A 19539-nucleotide genomic window follows, 5' to 3' on the forward strand; every position below is an offset into this window, starting at 1 on the left:
GTGCGTGTTGTATGAGACCAATACACACGATATGAGTCACACGCCCGTCGACGATGACCCAGCACAGACGCCACAGGTACCACAGGCTACGCCAGCGGAGCGACCGGCACTCAAAATCACCCCCACGGACGAGACGCTCACACTCGAGACCGTTCACACACAGTTCACGACGTTACATCGGCTTGCCCAACAGACGGAAACAACATGTGTCGAGTGGCTGCTCGTCAAACCGGATGCGACAGCCGACCTCGAGTATTACCTCTCGATAACAGACGAAGCCGTACTCGACCGGCTTCGACAATTCGCACGGACGCTCTTTCCCGACGCTTACGAACTCACAGCAACGACACTCGCGCTTCCGACGACGACACCCCAGTCCCAGCCGACTGACGCAGACGACCGCATAGGCGACGCCGACACGCCGACACTCTCTGTTGCCGGCATCGAGTTTCACGGCCACGCCGAACGCCGCCACGACTGGCAGTTGAAACTCACCGACTATGCCGACTTCGAGAGCGACCACCGTCGAACCCGCAATCCACTTGCGACCGTCGTCGATGCGATGGCCGCCGCTCCGGTCCCGATGGTGTATCAAGTGCTCGTCCGCCCGAAGCCCGACTGGACAGCCGAGGCAGCCCTGCGTCGCGATGACTTGCTCGCGTACGAAGATACGTTCATCCAACGCTGGTTCGGCAGTGTCGACGACCGCCCGATTCGCGAGCGTTCCGTCGACGAGCTGGACCACAGCCACGCCGAGCGCATCGCACAACTCGATGCGAAAGACACACGCCGGTCGTTCGACGTGAACGTTCGCGCTGTGGCGATCGGCAGCGACGACGATGAGCAGCCGCCACACGACGCAATCGCCACCCTCGAGGCAGCCTTCAGCGACGTCGGCACCACCTACTACACGGTTCGTCCCCACGTCGTGACCGGCGACCCAGCTCACACGCTCTCTGAGCACATCACAGCACAAACGTTCCGCTCTGGGCCACGGGGGAGCCGCCGGCTCACCCACTGCTTGCCCATCACGGCCAACCACAGCCCCTGTCTCGTTGTCGACCCCGCCTCACTGCCGTCGTTCTGTCTCGTTGATGGGGCGCGACTCACCACTGCAGGCACGCGCGCACTCGATATCACACACGGCGAGGAATCGTCGGTGCCGCGACCACCCCTCGAGAGACTGGCGACGTACCGCACGCCAGGGCTTACCCTCGGGCGACCACAGACTGCAGACCGAGCGTCGGAGACAGCGCCCGTCGCACTCCCGCCGTCGTTGCAGCCACTGCACATCGCCTGGTTCGGGAAGACGGGGTCGGGTAAATCAACGTCGCTGTTGAACGCGATGCTCGATAACCACGCGGCCACTGATGGCGTAGACATCCTCATCGACCCGAAGGGCGGGGATCTGCCGATCGATTATTTGCGAGCCCACTACGCACGGTATGGGTCGTTGCGGAACGTCTACTACTTCGACTGTGCGAAGACACTGCCCGCGATCTCGTTTTTCGACATTCGCGAGCAGCTCGCCGACGGCATCGACCGGACAGCCGCCGTCGAGGACGTCGTCGACCACTATCTCGACATCCTGCGACAGGTGATGGGACGCGAGCGCTTCGACCGCGCGGTTCGCTCGCCCGATATCATTCGCTATCTCGTGAAGGCGCTGTTCGACCCGGTCAACGGTCACGATGCGTTCGGGCACGACGACCTCGAAGAAGCAGCCGCACAGATGCACGACTCGCGTGATGCACCGCCCGTGAGCGACGATGGGCTCGATCGGATGCTCGGTGGCATCACGACCAACAGCAAGCGCTCGTTCGACGAACTGATGCAAGGTGTCGCCAATCGGATCGAGAAGATACCGGCCGATGAACGTCTGGGTCACCTCTTCAATCACGTCACTGTCGATGCCGAGACTGACGACTCCACCCACCCCCAGTTCGACTTCCGAACGATCATCGACGAAGATGCCGTCGTCATCTTCGATCTGGGAGCGTTGCGCCCGGAGGCCCAGCGCGTCATCACGCTCGTGTTGCTCTCACAGTTGTGGACGGCGTTGAAGCGGCGTCACCGAGTCGGCGACGATGAGGCGTATCCACTCGTCAATCTCTTCGTCGAGGAAGCCTCCAGCGTTGCTGTCTCGAGTCTCCTGTCTGATCTGTTGGCGCGGGGGCGGGAATTTTCACTTGCGGTGACGCTCGCCATGCAGTTTCCTGCGCAGTTGCAGGCGGCCGACGTCGGGGCGTATGCAGAGCTGTTGAACAACGTCTCGACGATCGTCTCGGGGAACGTCGCCGTCGACGAGCGCTTCGAGCGGCGATTCGCGACGGCCGATATGGACCCCCCAGAGGTGGGTAATCGGCTTCGAGCGCTGCAGCGCGGGCAGTGGTTGGTGAGCCTCCCCGCACCGTTCGCCCAGCCTGAACCCCGGCCGTTCGTCCTTTCCTCACAGCCGTTGCCACCGGGGCATCCTGAAGGACCAATGCCGTTTTCGATGCGTGAGGAGCAACGCGTGGCCGCCGCTATCGAGCGTGTTCAGTCACGGACGCAGAGTCAGTGTGGACTGCCACTCACCCACAGCCACGAGCCAGAGCCCGTCCCACAAGAGACCGGTTCTCAGCCCCCGCATGAATCCACACAGTCCGCTACCGACCAGTCAGAGACGACCACCACTACCCACACGTCGCCCATCCAGAGCGCACTCCCCCTGACGAAGCGTCTCCCACTGGTTGTCGACTACGACGAGGCGAAACACGCCCTCATCTGCACTGGGTGTCGGAACCGCTATGCGCCGACGTTTGAGGGGATGTGCGATGCCATCGAATGTTGTTTCAGTTTCGACCGTGTCGACCGCGACGACATCCCGATTCACGCGCTCAATCTGACTCTCTCTGCAGAAGAGCGCACCGAGAGTGGCTATTCGGATCGCCAGCTCGCTTTCTTGCAGGCAGTCTACAACGCACATCAGGGTCGGTACGACGAGCGTGAGTACAATCTCATCACCGACAGTATGGTTCGGCTCCGCGAGTACGTCGGCATCGAGCCAGCGGATGTGCAGACACTCGTCGAGGACGGCGTGCTCCGACACGATGGGAACCATCCCCATCGATTGTACACGGTGTCGGCGGCGGGCCGCGAACTCATCCGTGAGGGATATCGTCAGGGGATTTCACACGGCGATGGAAAGGGCGATTTGAGCGAGTCGAGCCAGCACATCCTGATGGTTGAGATCGGCCGACAGTATCTCGAACACGCGTTTGTCGACGCCGAGGACTCGAGCGTCATCGAGGCTGTGACGTACCATCCGACTCCCGATGGTGGTCGCTTAGATGCGGCCGGGCTGGATGCACAAGGCGACATCGTCGTCGCACTCGAAGCCGAACGAGTGAACAACGACGCCAAAACGGGGGTTCCGGACGACTACGACAAGATGGCTGCCTGCGAGCCCGAGGAAGCCATCTGGCTCACGATGAACCGAGCAGAGGCCCATACTGTGCTGCAGGCGCTCAACACGCCCGCCGAGGGGCCGCCTCGTGTCGAGAAGACCTACAGCGAGAGTTCACAGCCGCGGCGGTTCTCGATCGACACACCGGGCTGTACGGCCATCTATACACTCCTGTACGTTCGCGATATGCTCCTTGAGGACTAGCAGCACCAACTCGACTCATCTCGGGTTACCGCTGAAACGACTGGAGTTTACTTGGTAACGACGGGTGCTGCGACTTCGAAATGGGTCAGCCGGCGTCCGAGATTCACAACCCCTTTTGAGCGGGTAAGCGTGGTGTTAGCGCGGTCTAGGGCGTTCTCAGTCCGTGCTGGTGGTGACACAACGACTGCACAGCTCCGGAAAGAGATGAGGCGAAAAGCGGTGCGTGGTCACTGCATCAGTACGATGGGGGCAGGTCGGCTAGGACATCCCGAGCAGGCCATAGTGGAGTGAGACGCCTGTGTATGGGCGATTCGGCGGGACGGCGAGTGATCGAAGTTGGTGGCTGGTTCGTCGCCACAACGGCAAAACCGAGAGACGGAACGGGGTTGTGAAAAGCCGCCGTTCGAGATGCGTTGTCGAGTGGTGACGCTGGATTCGCGTTGGCCGGCGACGCGTCTTCGCGATGTGCGTATGCCACGCTCGTGGTAGCGAGCGGCGTCTTCGAGTGGGATTTCGAGTTCTCTCCGACTGGCGCCGACCGGGATGTGTGAGCGGTCCCACCACCCCGTTTTGGACGGTTCACAACCGCGCAAAACCCGCAGACTGCATGGGGTTGTGAAAATTTTCGAGGGGTATGAATCGACCCGACTGTGTGTCGCCGGCTACTATCATGTCCTCGCTGTGAGTGTGACTGCGCCTCTGAGTTGCACTGAGGGGTGCATCTCGAGTGTGCGACGACGCGTCCACAGCATCACGTCATCAGAGCCATCTCGCCGATATCGGGCGGTTGTGCGTGCCTGGCTGGCTCTTTCTCTGCATCGTGATTCTCACACGTGCGTTCAGTTGTCCGTTTACGCGTCCATACTCAGTGTGTCGAAACCACTCTCTGCGATGAGCCGTGGCTGGAACCGACTCTCTGACTCACCGTTCACCCCCACTGGTGGTGTTCACACGACTGTTCTTCCGGACAGAGACGACGCTTGTGAAACCCCCGTCGAGGTCTGAAGCTCGCCGAGGTACCCTCTCCGCACCCCTGCTCACCCCGTTGCGGTTGTGAATTCACTCCGAGGAGTGCACGTCAATTCATGGCGTGAATGACAATAAAATATAATCAATAGAAATAGTTACGAGAGTATGTGTGTTGGTAACAAATACACTGATCACGATGCAACCAACGCTTCCTGATACAGCCACCGTTCCTACCGCACTCCGCGATGTCGACCAGTGGGTCTGCTGGCGCACCCGCGATCGAGGTGCTGGAAAGCCCACCAAAGTCCCAATCGACCCAGCGACGGGGTCGTTTGCGTCGACCACAGACGCCGACACGTGGGCGTCCTACGAGACGGCCTACACAGCCGCACAACAGCGTGGGGAGGCCGGCCTCGGATTTGTGTTCACCGCCGATGATGCGTTCGTCGGCGTCGACCTCGATGACTGTCGCGACCCCGAGAGCGGCACCTTCGAACCCTGGGTAGCGGAGCTCATCGGGCAACTCGACTCCTACACCGAAGTGAGCCCCTCGGGAACGGGCTGTCACGTGCTGTGTCGGGGGACGATGCCCACGAGCCGGAATCGAAGCGGCGATGTGGAGATGTACATGGAATCGCGATTCTTCACCGTCACTGGCGACCACGTCGATGGAACTCCCGCAACGGTCAACCACCGAACGGCTGTCCTCGGTGCGATCGCCACAGAATATCTCGCGGCGTCGGACACGGCGTCAACAGCGGCGTCGACAACCGAAGCGGCGGACGAGCCATCATCGACGGCGACTCCCACGCTCAGTGATGAGGAACTCCTTGAGCGAGCGAAGACGGCTGCCAACGGTGCGAAGTTCACGCGACTGTGGGGTGGCGATACGAGTCAGTATGACAGTCACTCTGAGGCCGACATGGCGCTGTGTTGCTTGCTTGCGTTCTGGAGTGGCGGGGACACACACCGGATGAATCGGCTGTTTAGTCGATCAGGGCTGTATCGGGACAAATGGGACGAGCAACACTTCGTGGACGGCAGTACCTACGGCGAGCGGACGATCCAGCGGGCGTGTGACCGAACGACGGAGCATTATACGCCGTCGCCATCGTCATCGGCAGCGTCAGCGACTGTGAGTTCAACACAGTCCGCATCGACACCTCGCGCGCTATCCACAGAGACGCTACACCCAGTTACTGAGAAGACACTGCACCGGCTCACGACGACTGAAGAGACACTTGAATACCTCGAAGAGCGTGTGAGTATACTCGAAGAAGAGTGTAAGATGCTTCGAGACGAACTCACAGAAGCGCGTCAGCCTGCGACGACGGACGCCCACCAGACAGATACGAGGAGCGTGTTTGCTCGGGTTGGTCGACTCTTTCGATAAGCATCCAGCGAGTGACGTCGTGCAGAAACAGCGGACAATGAACTATTCTCAGATAGGCAAGTTCAGAATAGCCTCTTTTGAATTTAGCTACTCGACAGTATTGTGCCGGTGTCCGGACATCGGGCAGTATGGACCAATTCGTGAATCGGGAACCAGAATTCTCGCGGCTTTGAGACTGCTACGACGCAGCTGAGGCTGACATGGGCGTCATCTTCGGTCGTCGTCGCCTCGGTAAGACCGAACTCGTTCGACAATCCCTCTCAGGCCGTGACGGTACCGTGCTGTACCAAGTGACCGAGACAACATCGAAGGTACAACTCACCGAGTCCGTTGATGTCGCGTCGGAGTCGTTTCCCGGGGTCGACCGGATCAAACAGGAGTGGGAGTCGCTTCTTGGTTACCTCGCAGAGCAAGGTGCGGTCATCATCCTTGACGAATTTTCCGCACTTCATCGACGCTGATGGGAGTCTTCCCTCGATCACAGCGGGCACTTCGTCTGATGCATCACAGAGCAGGAACATCCTATCGTCGATTTGACCCACATTCGATCGAGGCCATGGACCCGACCGGGAAGCGATACTGATGTGTCCGAACCTGGGCGCTCGCTCTTCGCATGTTTCGGTCCGAGGAATTACACGACTATCCAGAGAACGGTGGCTCATGGAGCGGACACCAGCAGCATTCGCCGACGCTCTGTCTTCGGGAGCAGCTAATCAGGTGAACCGTGCAGTAGACGAGGTCAAAAACATGGAACTCGAGGACCGAGCCGCACTGTTCGATGAGTGCTTCGAGGTGTGCAGAACGCTCTACGGAGACGGTGATGGGTACCAGCGTCAGTCAGTGATTCGCTTCGCAGCGGCACTGTATCCTCGTCTTGCGTATCGAGCGGTCGGTACAGAGTTCACTGACGACGCACTCCTCGGAGTGTACACAGTCAAAGAGACGGCCACGCAGTAGAGGTGAGGCGAGTCTCGAGCCAATCGGTCACCTCCGGACGGTTGTTGGCCAGTTCGATGAGCAGATCCTGAAGTGTCTCTCGATCCGCGTTGGCGACCAGTTCCGAAATCGGTGGTCGATCGCGCACGCTCTCGGAATCACGGATGCACGTCAACAGCACAGCAACCCGGTGCTTGCAGATACCGCCGTGGTCGTAGGGACAAGAGCAGTCCGTGCCAGCGACCCCAACGTCGTCGAATTCGATGGTAACCGTGTAGGGTTGGTACTGACTCCCGTTGACGTCGGCCCGGACTGTCTCGCCGCGCCGAATCACATCACTGACCGCTCCCCGCTCGTAGTAGGACTGTCCCCGCTCGTAGGATTTAGATCTGGATAGTTCTCTAATAGTCGCTTCGGTCAAGGTGGGCCACTCCCCACCACTCATGCGTAGGACTACTATGACTGGGTCGGAGTTATGGTCTCTGAAATGCAGGCGGACAAGACCCTCTCCCCAATGAACAATGCAAGTCGAGTAGCGTATCTGACTGTTGTTCCCGTGTCTTCGCCCACAAACGCGACGAATCGGTGTTGGAGGTCACGGTTATCCTCCGTGACGTCCAGCAAAAAGTCCGAAGCGCATCAGCAGCCAGTTCCTCGACCTGTAATCACACCGTTCGAACCAGTTGGTTTCGAATCTCCCATTGGGTCGCTGCACACGAGTCATCACAATCGGCGATGGTGGCCAATATCGGATGGTTGAGTTCGAGATCCTGATACAGATACAGCACGAATGTCCTGTGAGTGATCTCGGAGTGTGGAAGTCGCGCTGTGGAGTCTTGGAGGAACGATTGGCGTCGTGTGAGGAACTCATCACACCGTGTGCGGTACGTGTCCAGTATTTCGTGATGAGCTTGGAGTTCAGGGAAGCTGAGCGTCTCGAACGATTCACTGTCGATCTCAGAGCGGGTTGCAGAGAGTTCCTCAACCAGGGATCTCGTCTCCGCCAACAGCGAGCGCTCCTGCTCAAGAACCTGTTTCAGCACCTTCGTTTCTGTTTTTCGACTCGTTGCTCGCGAGAGGACCGCCTGTTTCACCTCGTCGGTGAACGATCCGTTCGAGCCGGGTGCAAGTGCAAACGCGACCGGCTCAGACAGCTCTTCGCTCATCGTCGTCACCACCGACTCTGAGCGCTCCAGGTCCTGTGTACTTTCGGCGCCAATCGTCTCGTCGAAGATGGTCCGAACGGTCCGACAGGCATCGTCTTCAGCGGATGCTGTGTGACTCGCGGTGTGACCAGACGCCGTTGCGCGGGGCTGTGTCGCTGTGTGTTGTACTGTCTGCAGCGATGACACCCGCGAGAGAAACCGCTCGATGGCCGATAGTCGGTCATCAGTCGCCTGGTATTCGTCGTCCACACACTGTTGTGCGTCGGCAATGTGGTCGTTCATGAGCGACGCCTCCCCAGCGGACTGGTGGTGCTCGCCAGCCGATCGGTGTGGGGTGTGTCCCACTTACTGTGGGAGGCGGGCCGTCCGGAAACACGATTCAGAACCGCTTGGCAGCAGGTTCTGTGGAGACCGACTTGTGGATGGTTGGCATGAGTGCTCATCTCGTGCTCACTTTATTACCAACCGATAGCAGAGTGAATCATATAAGCTTAAAGGCCAGCTATTGGGTTTCCAGAAATTATTCGTGCTTTATACCAGCATAATGGGGATTTTCATCCTCGCTCCGGAGTCCAGTGATCAGCTGCCGACGAACGTGTCAAAACACATCGTGAGAGGATGATTGGAAAGAATGGGACCGCAGCTGGTTTCAGTTGTTGATTCTTTCTCAAGGGCCCGTATCGCCGATCTCGATTCTCTAGACAGTCGACTTCTCGGCTTCTCGACGGAATTGAATCTCAATCGCCCCGTTTTCAGCAGCGACCCCAAAGGAGTTGAGAACGGTGTTTGATTCGAAATTCTCCAATTGCTTCTTTGAACAACGGAAACGAGGGGTGTTCTCCACTCGCCGAGTACTAGAAATACTGGAAACGGTGGTGTGTCTTCGTGAACTAGACCAGTAGAAGCGCCATTGAGCAGGCCCGTCTTAGAACGTACAGTAAGTCGACGCCGACCAGAGAGTGCGTCAACCACTCGAAACCACCGCTCTTTCACTCATGACGAGGGGTATGTCTCAGAGCCAGCGAGCAGCTGTCGTGAGTACCCTTGAGTTCGGCCGCTCACACACCAGATTGCACGAGAAACGTCTCACACCTGTGTCACGCCTCGGCCAGGATCTTAGTCCCTCTCTCACCTATCACCCACCTCTCTCGACATCGACTTATCACCTACCGTCTAAACGGGAAACTCGGACCCGACGAATACGGACTCGTCACAACCGAGCAACCCCCGATGAAGAACGGCCGTCTCCAACCGAAGATTGCGACCATCACCGAGAAGGGTGAGACACTGGCAGCAAAACTCGACGCACAAACGCCAGAGGGTGCCGCAGCACTCGTCGACGAGGTCTCGCGACTCCACCAACAGGTCGCACATCTCGAAGCACAACTCGAAAACGAGGAAGGAACAGCCCCGGCCACGTCCGATCATGAGGAACTCGAAGAACGCATCGATACGGTGTGGAATGCGACTATCGCGATCCGTGATTACCTCATCGCAGAACACGACGCCGACCTCGAAGCATATCACCCACGGAACGAGTGACGTCCTCAGAGACGCTACTTCTCTGTTGCACTGCGTGTCCGTCGTCACCTGTGGATGTTCTCGAGACAGGGCCGTTGTCACCGTGGCCAGCCAACACGAGACCGATCTACCGCCTCAGAACCAACTCACACGCTCGCTGAGGAGTTCGATGTGAGGCAAGACGAATCCTGGCTCGAGCGCGAAATAGACGATCCCCGCCAACAGCAGGAAGTTGGTTGTGACGCCTGCAGTCAGGCCCAGGATGGCGGCGCCACCCCGTGTGCTCGGAAAGGCGACGCTGTGCGAGGACCCACCCAGCGAGAAGTGTCGCCGCCACGAGGTTCACCCACGCGTGGACCTGCGCTGCTTCGCCCAGGTTCGTATCTAAGAGGATGAGAGCAACGACGAGCAGTTGGACGCCGATGCAGACGGTGACGGCGAAGACGGCACCAAGGTACGTGGATACCCAAGGAGATCGTGGACCTGCTGCAGGCGGAACACAGCATATAGGAGTAGCGGCATCACGGGTAGGAGATACCGCACCGTGATCATTACATGCAGGGGGAGTCGCGGGAGATAGAAGAGTACGAAGAGGACGGCGATAGCGGCGACCAGAAGGTCAGTGGCGTGGCGAGCGGAAAGTGAGCGGCGACGAGCAAGAAGGACAGACACGTCGGTGCCGCGGAGTCGCCGACTGAGTGCCCCAGGAAGTGCGATGAGCGCCGCGAAAATGGGTGCCGACTCGAGCAGTGAGAGAGTAATCGCGTGGCCCAGGTCCTTGCGGGCGACTGCCTCGATGTAGCCCCCGCGGATGAACACGTGATAGAGACGTGTGGGTTCGAGCACGGCAGTGAATCCTGCCGAAAGCATTCGCCAGAAGCGAGCGACGGCGGCGAGTGCTGCCGCAGCCGACCGTTTGCCCACGGCTTTGAGGTTTTCTTGGAGAAATGGGTTACTCCGTGGCGATGCAGTGTCACCAGAGGGCGTTTGCGTGGGGTTACGTGGCGTTTGTGTGTCGCCGGTCGACGTCCCACCATCGGATACTGGGTTGCCAACAGGCCCGAGCAGTTCCCCCGTATATCGGGGCAACACATGTGGCGGTTTGAACGGGTTCCCTGCAATGAGCAGATTCGTAATCATGAACGGCAGCAACGAGGTAACGAACACCCCGACGAGAACCGCCAACTCACGGGGCGAATTTGAATCGGCAGTTAAGATGTCGACGCCACCGAGTGCGACGAACACACGAATGCTTCAGCAGGTTGGAGCCACGTCGCCACCCCAACGAATGCGTAGGCAAGCGCGCGAAAACGCAGTGCTGTCGTCGAGTCAGGAGTGGCGCGACTCCGATAAAACGCATAGACGACGGCGATGACAAGCGCCGCCATGTACGTATGCCGTTTCGGAACCGTCGCCCAGAAACTCACCTCTGCAGGCGTCGTTGCTGGCGTCTTGGCGTCACAGCGTCGGTGGCTTCGACTCGGTGGGTTCACCGTTCTGCTGAGTGGGCTCACGATCGGCGCGCTGGTGCTGGGACTTGGACCAGTCGGGGTCGTGCTTGGCCCCCTCACAGTTGGGCTTGGGTTTGTCGCCGGAGTGATCCCGTTTATTTACGGGGCCGTCTTTAGCCGTGAGCAGATCAGAGACGTGTCTGAGACAACTGTGTAGCGTTCTTACGGCGAGCGATTCCGTCTACGTCGTCGCCGTCGGTGGTCCGCCTCGTGTTCTTTCTCATTCGTGGTTGAGGTAGAGATGGTCTGATAGGGGATGGGCTGACCCCGCTTCGACAACCTGACAGTCTCACACGCGTATCTGCATTTGACGACAGTGATCAGCCGAAACCCGTTGGGGGGAACGCCTCCAACTGCAGTCGTGGAGAACTTCTTGTAGCGGCATCTCTGGCAGGCCGCGTTCGTCCTCTTTGAGGGGGGTTCAGTGTGCTCGTGTCGGTGTTGTGCGTGCCGAGCAACGTACCGATACCCACATGTGTTAACAACTCTCATAGAGATGGAGGAGAAACTGGTGGTATGGACTGGGTGGATACGGTCCGACGAACCCGGAAGGCTGCGATCCACGATGAGTTCGATCGGCGAGTGTCGTCGCAAGCGGCGTCACTTCGCGAGGCGCTTGCGGCCGGGAACTTTGACGGCGAATTCACGCTTGGACTGGAACTCGAGGGATACGCCGTCGACACCGACGGTCGGCTTGTCACGATTCCGGACGCGGTCTTCGAGACTGGCTGTCAGCGCGAACTCGGCCAGCATAACGCCGAGGTGAATACACCAGCGACGACCTTTGATCCGGCAGGCATCACAGAACAGGCGCGGAGTCTCAACGAGCGCGTTGGGATCCTCCGAGATGAACTCGCAGACTACGACTACAGGTTCGTCACTGACGGCATGTGGACGCTCGGACCACCACAGGGCGCACTTGCGTACCTGACGGCCGCCCACGAGGTTGCAGGACAGCAAATCCCGAGCAATCTCTCATCTGCGGCTCGGTACTACGCACTTGACGCCGACATCACTGCTGGGGGCCCGGTCGAACTGTCGCTCCCTGGGTGTCAGCGGACGTTTTCGTCGATTCTCGTCGAGTCGCTGGCGACGTCGATGCAGGTCCACATTCAGCCACCCATGGGAGAGTTTGCGCAGTACTTCACTCTCGCAGTGCGGACGCTCGGACCGATGCTCGCGCTGGCGGCGAACGCACCGTTTCTGCCACCGAGTCTGTACACCGATCCTGCACCTGAGACAGTACTGGATGCAGGCGTTGAACTCCGTGTGGCGGTCTTCGAGTCGATGAACGTTCGCGAGCCGGGGAAAGTGCGTCTCCCGGCTGATATTGAGCACCCTGTCGATGCGGTCGACTGCATCGTTGCAGACCGACGGTGTGCGCCGTATCTCCGAGAGTGGGTCGAGGACGGTCCTCGAGAGGGCTTCATCGACGACCACTGGGAGTTCCTCCACAAGCAAGGGACCTTCTGGCGGTGGGTTCGGCCTGTATTCGGACCAACGGGGCCGCGTCTCGAATATCGGGTGTTGGCCGCCCAGCCAAGTACTGAGGGCGTCATCGCGTTCCAAGCGCTTCTGGCAGGGGTTCTCCACGGGCTCGTTGTCACCGACCACCCGCTTGCTGAACTGCCGTGGGAAGTGACTCACGACTCGTTTTATGCGGCCGCTCGCGATGGATTCGATGCCACCCTCGCGTGGGTGACCCAGGCAGGTGAGCGAACTAACGATCCCCGAGTCATCTATCCAGAACTGTTCGACATTGCACGTGTTGGACTGCGAGATCGGGGATTTGAGACGGAACGAATCAACGAGTTGGTGGGACCGCTCGAGGAACGGTGGGCGACCCAAACATCCCCAAGTGTCTGGAAGCGTGAGCAGGTTCGCGACCGACTTGACGATGGGACTGCTCTCTCGACGGCCATCGAAGCGATGCAACGTGCGTACATCGAGCGATGTTGTGTGAACGACCCGTTCGCCGAATGGGAAGCTACCCACGACTGAAATCGTGGCCTGTCCCCCGCACGACGCGATTTCCAACCCCGACTCGATGACTCGTGGGTGGAGAGAGGGACACCCACCCTCCGCTGCGAATAACACACGTTTTGTCTCACGCTGCGTTTTCTGATTCGCTGAGGCGAGCGTGTCGTCCACTTTCAGTATCGGTGGCTCGAGTGCCCCGATTCCGAGGGTCGACTTACTCTCGACCCGATACGGGCGACATGTTCTGCCTCCCATGTCGTACTTTGAAACACGAGTCACAGGGAGCCCCCGTCGCCGTGCTCCGTGCGGCGTTCTACCCGATCCCGACTGACGAGGGCGTGCAGCCGCAGCGCGCGTCGTCGCTGTTCTCCGAGACGGCCGGTACGGTCTTCGAGCGGGTGTGGGAAGGCGAAGCCTCACAGATGCGCTGACCCCACGGAAATTCAACTCGAGAAGTTGAGACTGAAGTGATCCATCACGTCCCGATAACAACTTCTCGCGGGACAGCGGATCCTCGGAGGCGACGATAAGCAAACGTCCCACGGGGTTGAGTCACGGACAATCGGCTCTGAAGAGCGGGACGGTGACCCAGAATGAGCCTCTGCCATGACGCCAGAAGGGCAGTGCCACGCTCAAGCCCCTTCCTCCAACGTGAGCGTCAGCGAGCATTGGGGCGGAAAAGGTGATTCTGTCGTCGGAAATACACAACCAGAACTGCAGTTGCTGCAATCACCGACACGAGGACACCGAGCACTGCGGCGACCTGTGTGGCGGAGGCCTCAAAATGAGCGAACAACGAAACGGTCAGGAGAAATGCGAGCGAAACCGCCGCGATCGCCGTCCGTTTCGGAGTCATATTTTCAATACACAGCTATCACATAAATATTCTATCAAGAAGAAACTAGTAACATAGTTTGCCGTTTGATGAGTCGGTCGAGTGTCTGAATTGACGTCCATCACGCGTACGAACTGATCCGCGAAGAGGTGTATATCGAACAGCCATCTCTCGGAGAGACGCCTGATCGACTGTTACACCGCAACCTGTCTGATACCGACCGGGCAAAGGACGAATCGACAGATTGCGCTCTTAATATACCACCTTGTATATGAAAGTGTATTGGTTCGGGCGAGATCCGACTGTATTCATCGCGTTCGGAGACAGAGAAGAACACGAGAGTGACAAACCAACGCTTAGTTTGCGTTGTTTCAGGTTTCACGAGAGACCCGCTTCGTGAGTGAGGTAACTTACGTCTTCTCGCTCGCTGAGCGATCAGCTCGCGATCAAGATCCAAGAATATCATATTTTTCCAGAGACAATACATTCATATTCTGTGATAAAACACTGTGAATAGATGCCATCTCCGTTTCAGTCTCTCTCTGGAGCTGCTCCTGACTCACTTGAGCGCACAGATCTCTATGACGCTCTTTCGAGTGAGCGACGGCAGATTGCCCTTGAACATCTGCACTCGCATATTGGCCCACTCTCAGTCCAGGACCTCGCTGCGTATGTCGCAAGCGTCGAGACGGGTGAGTCACCCCCACCGAAGGATGATCAGCGAAGCGTCCATATTGCGCTTCACCAGACGCATCTCCCAAAGTTGGATCAGCTAGGTCTCCTTGAGTACGACCAAGACGCTGGGGTGGTTCGCCCATTATATACTGACGACGTAACCGCCTACCTCGAAGTCGTCCCCGATGAAGAGTTTTCGTGGGGAGAGTACTACCTGGGGCTGGCGATCCTTGCACTAACAGTCCAACTTGTGGGGTGGGTCAGCGGTCCCGCTGTGACTTTTCTCTCAGCAGGGAGTGTCACAACGGCGCTGTTGCTTCTCATCGCTGGGTCGGCACTGTATCAGATCCTCACACAGCGACGGCTGATCCGAGGGGAAAAGCAACCGCATCAGTGAGGGAGAATACTCTTTCTGCAGACAACGCTAGACAGAGCTGTCATGATTTCACCGAGTCTAGCTGGTGCAGCCTTTGTCGCCGGTCTACTCGCAGCCGCCGGCATCTATGCGATGTTACTTGTGACACTTTTGACTGAGAAGCAACTGTGGCCACCTGGTGAGAAATCGTGGGCGTACTATCTCCATTGGTCGCTCGTGGGTGTGTTCAATCTCTCATTGATCGTCGTTACTGTCACCGACTGGAATTCGTGGGTCCTTCCTCGTCCCGTGACGTTGATCATCGGAGCCATCTGGACCGCGATTGGGATTGGTATCTTCGTTCGGGGAACGAGCGCGATGCAATCGGCAGAGACGATGGGAGTGACGGGTGCATTGCACACTGAGGGGCCCTATGCCTATAGTCGGAACCCACAGTATCTCGGGATGATCGTCGGCATTGCTGGATTTGCGGTCCTTGTGAATTCGCTTTTCGTCGCACTCTTAGCCATCGTGCATATCGGCTGGGTACTACTCTTACCGCGCGCTGAAGAGCCACATCTCCGTGCCGAATATGGAGAAGACTATCGCGAGTATCGTGAGTGCACACCGCGATTTGTCGATGAGCGCACTATTCGCAAGCTACTTCGGTAATAGTCCTGCACCGTATTCGGATCGGCTTGACTTAGTGAGACGTTACTGAGAGATGAGTTCGAATCGCCCGGTAGACAGTTCGAGTGCGAGTTGTTCACGCGGGTAGACGAACTCGTGTTCGTCAGTCGTCATCCGAACTGCCGTATCGGTGATCTCGGTAACCGTCTGAACGGATCGTAAGGTTGCATGTTGAAGTGTCGATCCAACGGTGATTGTATCCGATGCGATGTGAATTTCGTTTGTCATGGTAATAGTGTCAACTCGATTTTACATATAAGTTTGCTTCGCGTTATCGGATTACTAGCCTAATGACCGCACAACGTGGCATGCGCTCGATCATCGCCGGGATCAGTGGGCAACAACCGTCACACTCACACTTGCCGTGATGCATCGTCGGAAGCGACACTCCTACCCCAGTTGAGAGGGGGCCCAAGTCAGGACAAAGTGCACAAGGCAGGTAAGCGGCAATCCGCTGGCATCTTTCCTGACTAGAATCGCTTGAGATGAGATCTTGACTGTTCTGGCTCTCGAAAGCAAGAGACTCATGTCGCTGACGGCGGGGTGAGTCAGATACTTCCTATCCCATCCCACCCCTCTCTGGAGGCGGATTCGAAGGGCGGGTGGAAAGTCGATTACGGAAGTTCAAGGAGAAAGCCCCGTGCTTTAGCGCGGGGAAGATGTCAATCAGAATACGTTCTCGAACGGTGATGTCCACAACATCACTAAGTGCGCGTGTCCGTAACCACGTTCTATGTCACATGGACGTGATTCTCTTGAGGTCCAGAATGTCGTTGCCTCCACTGCACTCGGTCAAGAATTGGATTTAGAGTCACTATCGCTCGATTTGGCCGGTTCTGACTACAATCCCGATAACTTCCCAGGATTGGTTTATCGAACACAATCCCCTAAGGCTGCGAATCTGATCTTCCGCTCTGGGAAAATCGTCTGTACGGGCGCCAGTAGCGTTGCCGATGTCACCCGTGCACTCGATAGCCTTTTTGACGAACTTGAGGAGCTCGGGATTCCTATTGAAAACCGAGAGGAGGCGACGATTCAGAACATTGTCTCGAGTGCAGATTTAGGGACATCGCTCAATCTGAATGCGCTGGCCATTGGCCTTGGCCTCGAAAACATCGAATACGAACCCGAGCAGTTCCCCGGGCTCGTCTATCGGATTGATGACCCGAAAGTCGTCGTGTTGCTGTTTGGCTCTGGGAAGATCGTCATCACTGGTGCAAAGGCAGTTGCAGATGCGGAGGCGGCTGTCGACGTCGTGACCGAGCGGATCGAGGAGCTTGGCTTGTTCGGATGAGAGAACTCCCACAGAGAACACGTACTTCTCTGTCGGGGGAGCCACACCCCTCATTCTAAGTGAAAATCGCTCGATTTCGGCGGGCTAAGAGCGTCTCTACGAATGTTGTTTTTCCACCAAAAGACAGTCCGACCTGAACACAACAGAAGACCATCTCTACTGTTGTACTGGGAGACACACCATCGTTTCCAGTAGTGCCAGCCCTCGAGGAGTGTCGCGGAAGCCTGCAACGCCTGTGGAGACTGCGACTCAGCTGTTCGGCCTGCTTTTTCTAGAAGTGCGGTCTGCATGCTCGTCTAGAAGTAAAACGAACAACAGGCCAGCTGTGTTCCACTCGTACTGAATCTCAGTGTCGAAAATAGTGGAAGCCAACAACCCGGCCCTCGCTCCTCGCAGCGCAAATCAAATTTCGGTCGTCACTCTGGGTGAGACTACACGTAGTCGCCTTCTGATTCGTACACTGAGGGATCGTCTTTGAATCTGTGAGCAATCTCTTCTAACGTTTTGAACGCAGCGTTCTCGTGGCCTTTGACGTATTGGATAAACTCCTCGAGATGAGAGATCATGTGAGGGAGTCCATGGAGGTCGGGATGAATCGTGAAGGTGTAGACGCCAGCGCCGCGGCGGTTATACAGGAAGTCGAACTGACGCTTGTAATACTGCTCGTACATCATTGCAGGATCCTTGTAGCCAGCGTGGTACAACGGCTGTTTGATGAACAGCATCGGAGGAATATCGTCGCGATACCAGCTGATCGGAATTTCGACGATATCGGTTTCGTCGCCGTACTCGTAGGGTTCCATCCAGGTCTCGGCGTCCTGTTCGTACTCAATCTTCTTCCAGGAGTCCCCCTTTCGCATCCACGTCGGCTCGAATTCGGTCTCCATGAGACTGCTGTCATAGAGGAAGTCGTGTTTCTCGACGAGGTCGGGTGTGTTTTCGCTGAATTCCCACCAGCTGGCGCGGTGCCCGACTGGTTTCTCTCCCGTGACGTCTTTGATGAGGTCGATCGAGGCTTCGATGATTTCGTCTTCTTGCTCACGAGCGAGGTCGGTCGGGTTTTCGTGCGAGTATCCGTGCACACCGATTTCGTGACCCCCGGCAGCGACTGCATCTACTTCGTCGCGGAACGTCTCGATTGTATGACCGGGAATAAACCAAGACGTGTCGATTCCTTGGTCCTCGAATAGTTGCACTAATCGAGGGATGCCTTCTTTCCCAGCAGAGAGCCCACGTGAGAGATCTGCAGGAGAGTCCGCCCCACCATACGACCCAAGCCATCCAGCGACACAGTCTGCATCGACACCGATTGCCACGTCAATTTTGCTCATGATGTGTGCACGGTTCTTCTCTCGACAGAATCATAACGATAGTTGAGCCAGAAATCCTTGCTCGTATTGACAGATATTGGTGGTTCGCTCTCTCTGTCGCTGCCATCTCCCACAGACTATTGTCAGTGTAATGTGATCATCGAACGATGCGACCGAGTATCTCGATTTTAGGGACTGGTGGAACGATCGCAAGTACCCAAACCGCGAGTGGAGCAACACCGAGCAAACGAAGCGAGGAACTCGTGTCTGCAATCCCTCAACTGAATGAGTATGCGGATTTGACGGTCCGTGAGGTTGTGCAGCGACCAAGCTTCACGATGGATTTCGAAGCAGTTGACGAACTCCGAGAGGCAATTCGTCAGGAAATCGAGAACGGGGTAAACGGAGTCATTGTCACGCACGGGACTGATACGATGGAAGAGTCTGCGTATCTGCTCGATTTGACGCTCGAGAGTGACGTGCCGGTGGTTTTCACGGGTGCACAGCGATCGGCTGATGAACTGAGCGCCGACGGACCGTCGAATCTCATGACGGCAGTGCGATTGCTTACTGACGAGCGACTTCTCGCAGCGGGTGGTGTGTATATCGCCTTCGACGAAAAGCTTCATGCGGCCCGTGACGTCACGAAACGACACACTCACGCCCTTGATACGTTCTCTTCACCCGACAAAGGCCCAATTGCAGTCCTCACTCGTGAGACAATTCGGATGTATCGGTCACCGGGGAGCTATTCGGATTCGCTTGAGCTTGAGGATGTTGACGCACCTGCGACCGTCCGGACAGTCAAATCTGGGCTTGGTGTCGACAGTGCACAACTCGAGGATGCGATCGCAGCAGACGTCGATGGAATCGTACTCGAGGGAACAGGGTTAGGAAATGCGACCACGTCGCTCGGGAATGTCGTCGAGCAAGCGATTGATGCGGGGATTCCAGTTGTTGTCACATCTCGCTGCTATGCTGGCTCGACAGCGCCAGTGTATGGGACTGCTGGTGGTGGACAGACGCTTGCTTCTCACGGCGCTCGCCACGGTGATGATCTCTCGACACATAAGGCACGGTTGAAGCTACAATTAGTTCTCGCGCAGACTGAGACTCCAACATCACTCGATCGGTATTTCGGCGCCTCAACGTACGATTCACAGCAAAAGTGAGACCGCGATTGTGATCACGACATGCAGGCACGATTGCAACGGCTGATTTCAAACATGACCTCCGAGGGGACTCTATTTCC

Annotated in this window: 15 protein-coding genes and 2 pseudogenes; 12 read left to right on the forward strand and 5 right to left on the reverse strand. The window is 57.5% G+C overall.

The window, feature by feature from the left end; all coding sequences use genetic code 11:
• The first annotated feature begins 31 nt into the window (after positions 1-31).
• The 4 genes and pseudogenes from BSG17_RS00225 (at position 32) to BSG17_RS00240 (ending at position 6971) form a co-directional block, all read left to right on the forward strand.
• On the forward strand, positions 32-3652 hold the full coding sequence (locus BSG17_RS00225; RefSeq protein ID WP_089820468.1) for an ATP-binding protein: 3621 nt from the start codon (positions 32-34) through the stop codon (positions 3650-3652).
• 1165 nt (positions 3653-4817) lie between these two features.
• Complete coding sequence (locus BSG17_RS00230; RefSeq protein WP_089820469.1) at positions 4818-6014, forward strand: phage NrS-1 polymerase family protein; 1197 nt, start codon at positions 4818-4820, stop codon at positions 6012-6014.
• 128 nt (positions 6015-6142) lie between these two features.
• A pseudogene (locus BSG17_RS28540) lies at positions 6143-6494 on the forward strand (AAA family ATPase); the annotation flags it as partial.
• A 180-nt stretch (positions 6495-6674) separates the two neighbouring features.
• A complete protein-coding gene (locus tag BSG17_RS00240; protein WP_211609034.1) occupies positions 6675-6971 on the forward strand; it encodes a hypothetical protein in 297 nt (98 codons plus the stop codon).
• Here BSG17_RS00240 and BSG17_RS00245 read toward each other — a convergent pair.
• A pseudogene (locus BSG17_RS00245) lies at positions 6970-7395 on the reverse strand (SWIM zinc finger family protein); the annotation flags it as partial. The gene BSG17_RS00240 and the pseudogene BSG17_RS00245 overlap by 2 nt on opposite strands.
• 220 nt (positions 7396-7615) lie before the next feature.
• Positions 7616-8398, reverse strand: a complete 783-nt coding sequence (locus tag BSG17_RS28880) for a DUF7260 family protein (RefSeq protein WP_089820470.1) — start codon at positions 8396-8398, stop codon at positions 7616-7618.
• Positions 8399-9346: 948 nt separating this feature from the next.
• Here BSG17_RS28880 and BSG17_RS00255 point away from each other — a divergent pair.
• On the forward strand, positions 9347-9658 hold the full coding sequence (locus BSG17_RS00255) for a hypothetical protein (protein WP_089820471.1): 312 nt from the start codon (positions 9347-9349) through the stop codon (positions 9656-9658).
• Between the two features lie 363 nt (positions 9659-10021).
• On the opposite strand, the gene BSG17_RS27435 is transcribed toward BSG17_RS00255, so the two are convergent.
• Complete coding sequence (locus tag BSG17_RS27435) at positions 10022-10561, reverse strand: hypothetical protein (protein ID WP_211609037.1); 540 nt, start codon at positions 10559-10561, stop codon at positions 10022-10024.
• A gap of 447 nt (positions 10562-11008) precedes the next feature.
• Here BSG17_RS27435 and BSG17_RS00265 point away from each other — a divergent pair, with 447 nt between their 5' ends.
• The 5 genes from BSG17_RS00265 (at position 11009) to BSG17_RS00280 (ending at position 15665) form a co-directional block, all read left to right on the forward strand.
• Positions 11009-11305 (forward strand): DUF8127 domain-containing protein, encoded by a 297-nt coding sequence (locus BSG17_RS00265; protein ID WP_089820473.1) that lies wholly within the window; start codon positions 11009-11011, stop codon positions 11303-11305.
• A 359-nt stretch (positions 11306-11664) separates the two neighbouring features.
• Positions 11665-13149 carry a glutamate-cysteine ligase family protein gene (locus BSG17_RS00270; protein ID WP_089820474.1) on the forward strand — a complete coding sequence of 495 codons (1485 nt, stop codon included), beginning with the start codon at positions 11665-11667 and terminating at the stop codon, positions 13147-13149.
• Positions 13150-13391: 242 nt separating this feature from the next.
• Positions 13392-13559 carry a hypothetical protein gene (locus tag BSG17_RS26670; protein WP_170864670.1) on the forward strand — a complete coding sequence of 56 codons (168 nt, stop codon included), beginning with the start codon at positions 13392-13394 and terminating at the stop codon, positions 13557-13559.
• Between the two features lie 921 nt (positions 13560-14480).
• Entirely contained in the window at positions 14481-15035 is a 555-nt protein-coding gene (locus BSG17_RS25835; RefSeq protein WP_139246532.1) for a DUF7344 domain-containing protein, read from the forward strand.
• 42 nt (positions 15036-15077) lie between these two features.
• Positions 15078-15665 carry a methyltransferase family protein gene (locus BSG17_RS00280; protein ID WP_089820476.1) on the forward strand — a complete coding sequence of 196 codons (588 nt, stop codon included), beginning with the start codon at positions 15078-15080 and terminating at the stop codon, positions 15663-15665.
• Positions 15666-15707: 42 nt separating this feature from the next.
• On the opposite strand, the gene BSG17_RS00285 is transcribed toward BSG17_RS00280, so the two are convergent.
• Positions 15708-15911 carry a hypothetical protein gene (locus BSG17_RS00285; RefSeq protein ID WP_089820477.1) on the reverse strand — a complete coding sequence of 68 codons (204 nt, stop codon included), beginning with the start codon at positions 15909-15911 and terminating at the stop codon, positions 15708-15710.
• 505 nt (positions 15912-16416) lie between these two features.
• Between BSG17_RS00285 and BSG17_RS00290 the strand changes: the two genes are divergently transcribed.
• Positions 16417-16977, forward strand: coding sequence for a TATA-box-binding protein (locus tag BSG17_RS00290; RefSeq protein WP_089820478.1), 561 nt, complete (start codon positions 16417-16419; stop codon positions 16975-16977).
• A 431-nt stretch (positions 16978-17408) separates the two neighbouring features.
• On the opposite strand, the gene BSG17_RS00295 is transcribed toward BSG17_RS00290, so the two are convergent.
• A complete protein-coding gene (locus BSG17_RS00295) occupies positions 17409-18308 on the reverse strand; it encodes a polysaccharide deacetylase family protein (protein ID WP_089820479.1) in 900 nt (299 codons plus the stop codon).
• A gap of 146 nt (positions 18309-18454) precedes the next feature.
• On the opposite strand from BSG17_RS00295, the gene BSG17_RS00300 reads away from it, so the two are divergent.
• On the forward strand, positions 18455-19459 hold the full coding sequence (locus BSG17_RS00300; protein WP_089820480.1) for an asparaginase: 1005 nt from the start codon (positions 18455-18457) through the stop codon (positions 19457-19459).
• Positions 19460-19539: the final 80 nt, after the last annotated feature.

Source organism: Halogranum amylolyticum, assembly GCF_900110465.1.
GTDB classification, from domain to species: Archaea; Halobacteriota; Halobacteria; order Halobacteriales; family Haloferacaceae; genus Halogranum; species Halogranum amylolyticum.

Bases quoted from the DNA above. Each gene is read 5' to 3' on its own strand.
- BSG17_RS25835 (WP_139246532.1), top strand. From the start codon at position 14,481: ATGCCATCTCCGTTTCAGTCTCTCTCTGGAGCTGCTCCTGACTCACTT.
- BSG17_RS00240 (WP_211609034.1), top strand. From the start codon at position 6,675: ATGGAGCGGACACCAGCAGCATTCGCCGACGCTCTGTCTTCGGGAGCA.
- BSG17_RS00255 (WP_089820471.1), top strand. From the start codon at position 9,347: ATGAAGAACGGCCGTCTCCAACCGAAGATTGCGACCATCACCGAGAAG.
- BSG17_RS00300 (WP_089820480.1), top strand. From the start codon at position 18,455: ATGCGACCGAGTATCTCGATTTTAGGGACTGGTGGAACGATCGCAAGT.
- BSG17_RS00230 (WP_089820469.1), top strand. From the start codon at position 4,818: ATGCAACCAACGCTTCCTGATACAGCCACCGTTCCTACCGCACTCCGC.
- BSG17_RS00295 (WP_089820479.1), bottom strand. From the start codon at position 18,308: ATGAGCAAAATTGACGTGGCAATCGGTGTCGATGCAGACTGTGTCGCT.
- BSG17_RS00270 (WP_089820474.1), top strand. From the start codon at position 11,665: ATGGACTGGGTGGATACGGTCCGACGAACCCGGAAGGCTGCGATCCAC.
- BSG17_RS28880 (WP_089820470.1), bottom strand. From the start codon at position 8,398: ATGAACGACCACATTGCCGACGCACAACAGTGTGTGGACGACGAATAC.
- BSG17_RS00265 (WP_089820473.1), top strand. From the start codon at position 11,009: ATGACAAGCGCCGCCATGTACGTATGCCGTTTCGGAACCGTCGCCCAG.
- BSG17_RS00285 (WP_089820477.1), bottom strand. From the start codon at position 15,911: ATGACAAACGAAATTCACATCGCATCGGATACAATCACCGTTGGATCG.
- BSG17_RS00280 (WP_089820476.1), top strand. From the start codon at position 15,078: ATGATTTCACCGAGTCTAGCTGGTGCAGCCTTTGTCGCCGGTCTACTC.
- BSG17_RS00290 (WP_089820478.1), top strand. From the start codon at position 16,417: ATGTCACATGGACGTGATTCTCTTGAGGTCCAGAATGTCGTTGCCTCC.
- BSG17_RS00225 (WP_089820468.1), top strand. From the start codon at position 32: ATGAGTCACACGCCCGTCGACGATGACCCAGCACAGACGCCACAGGTA.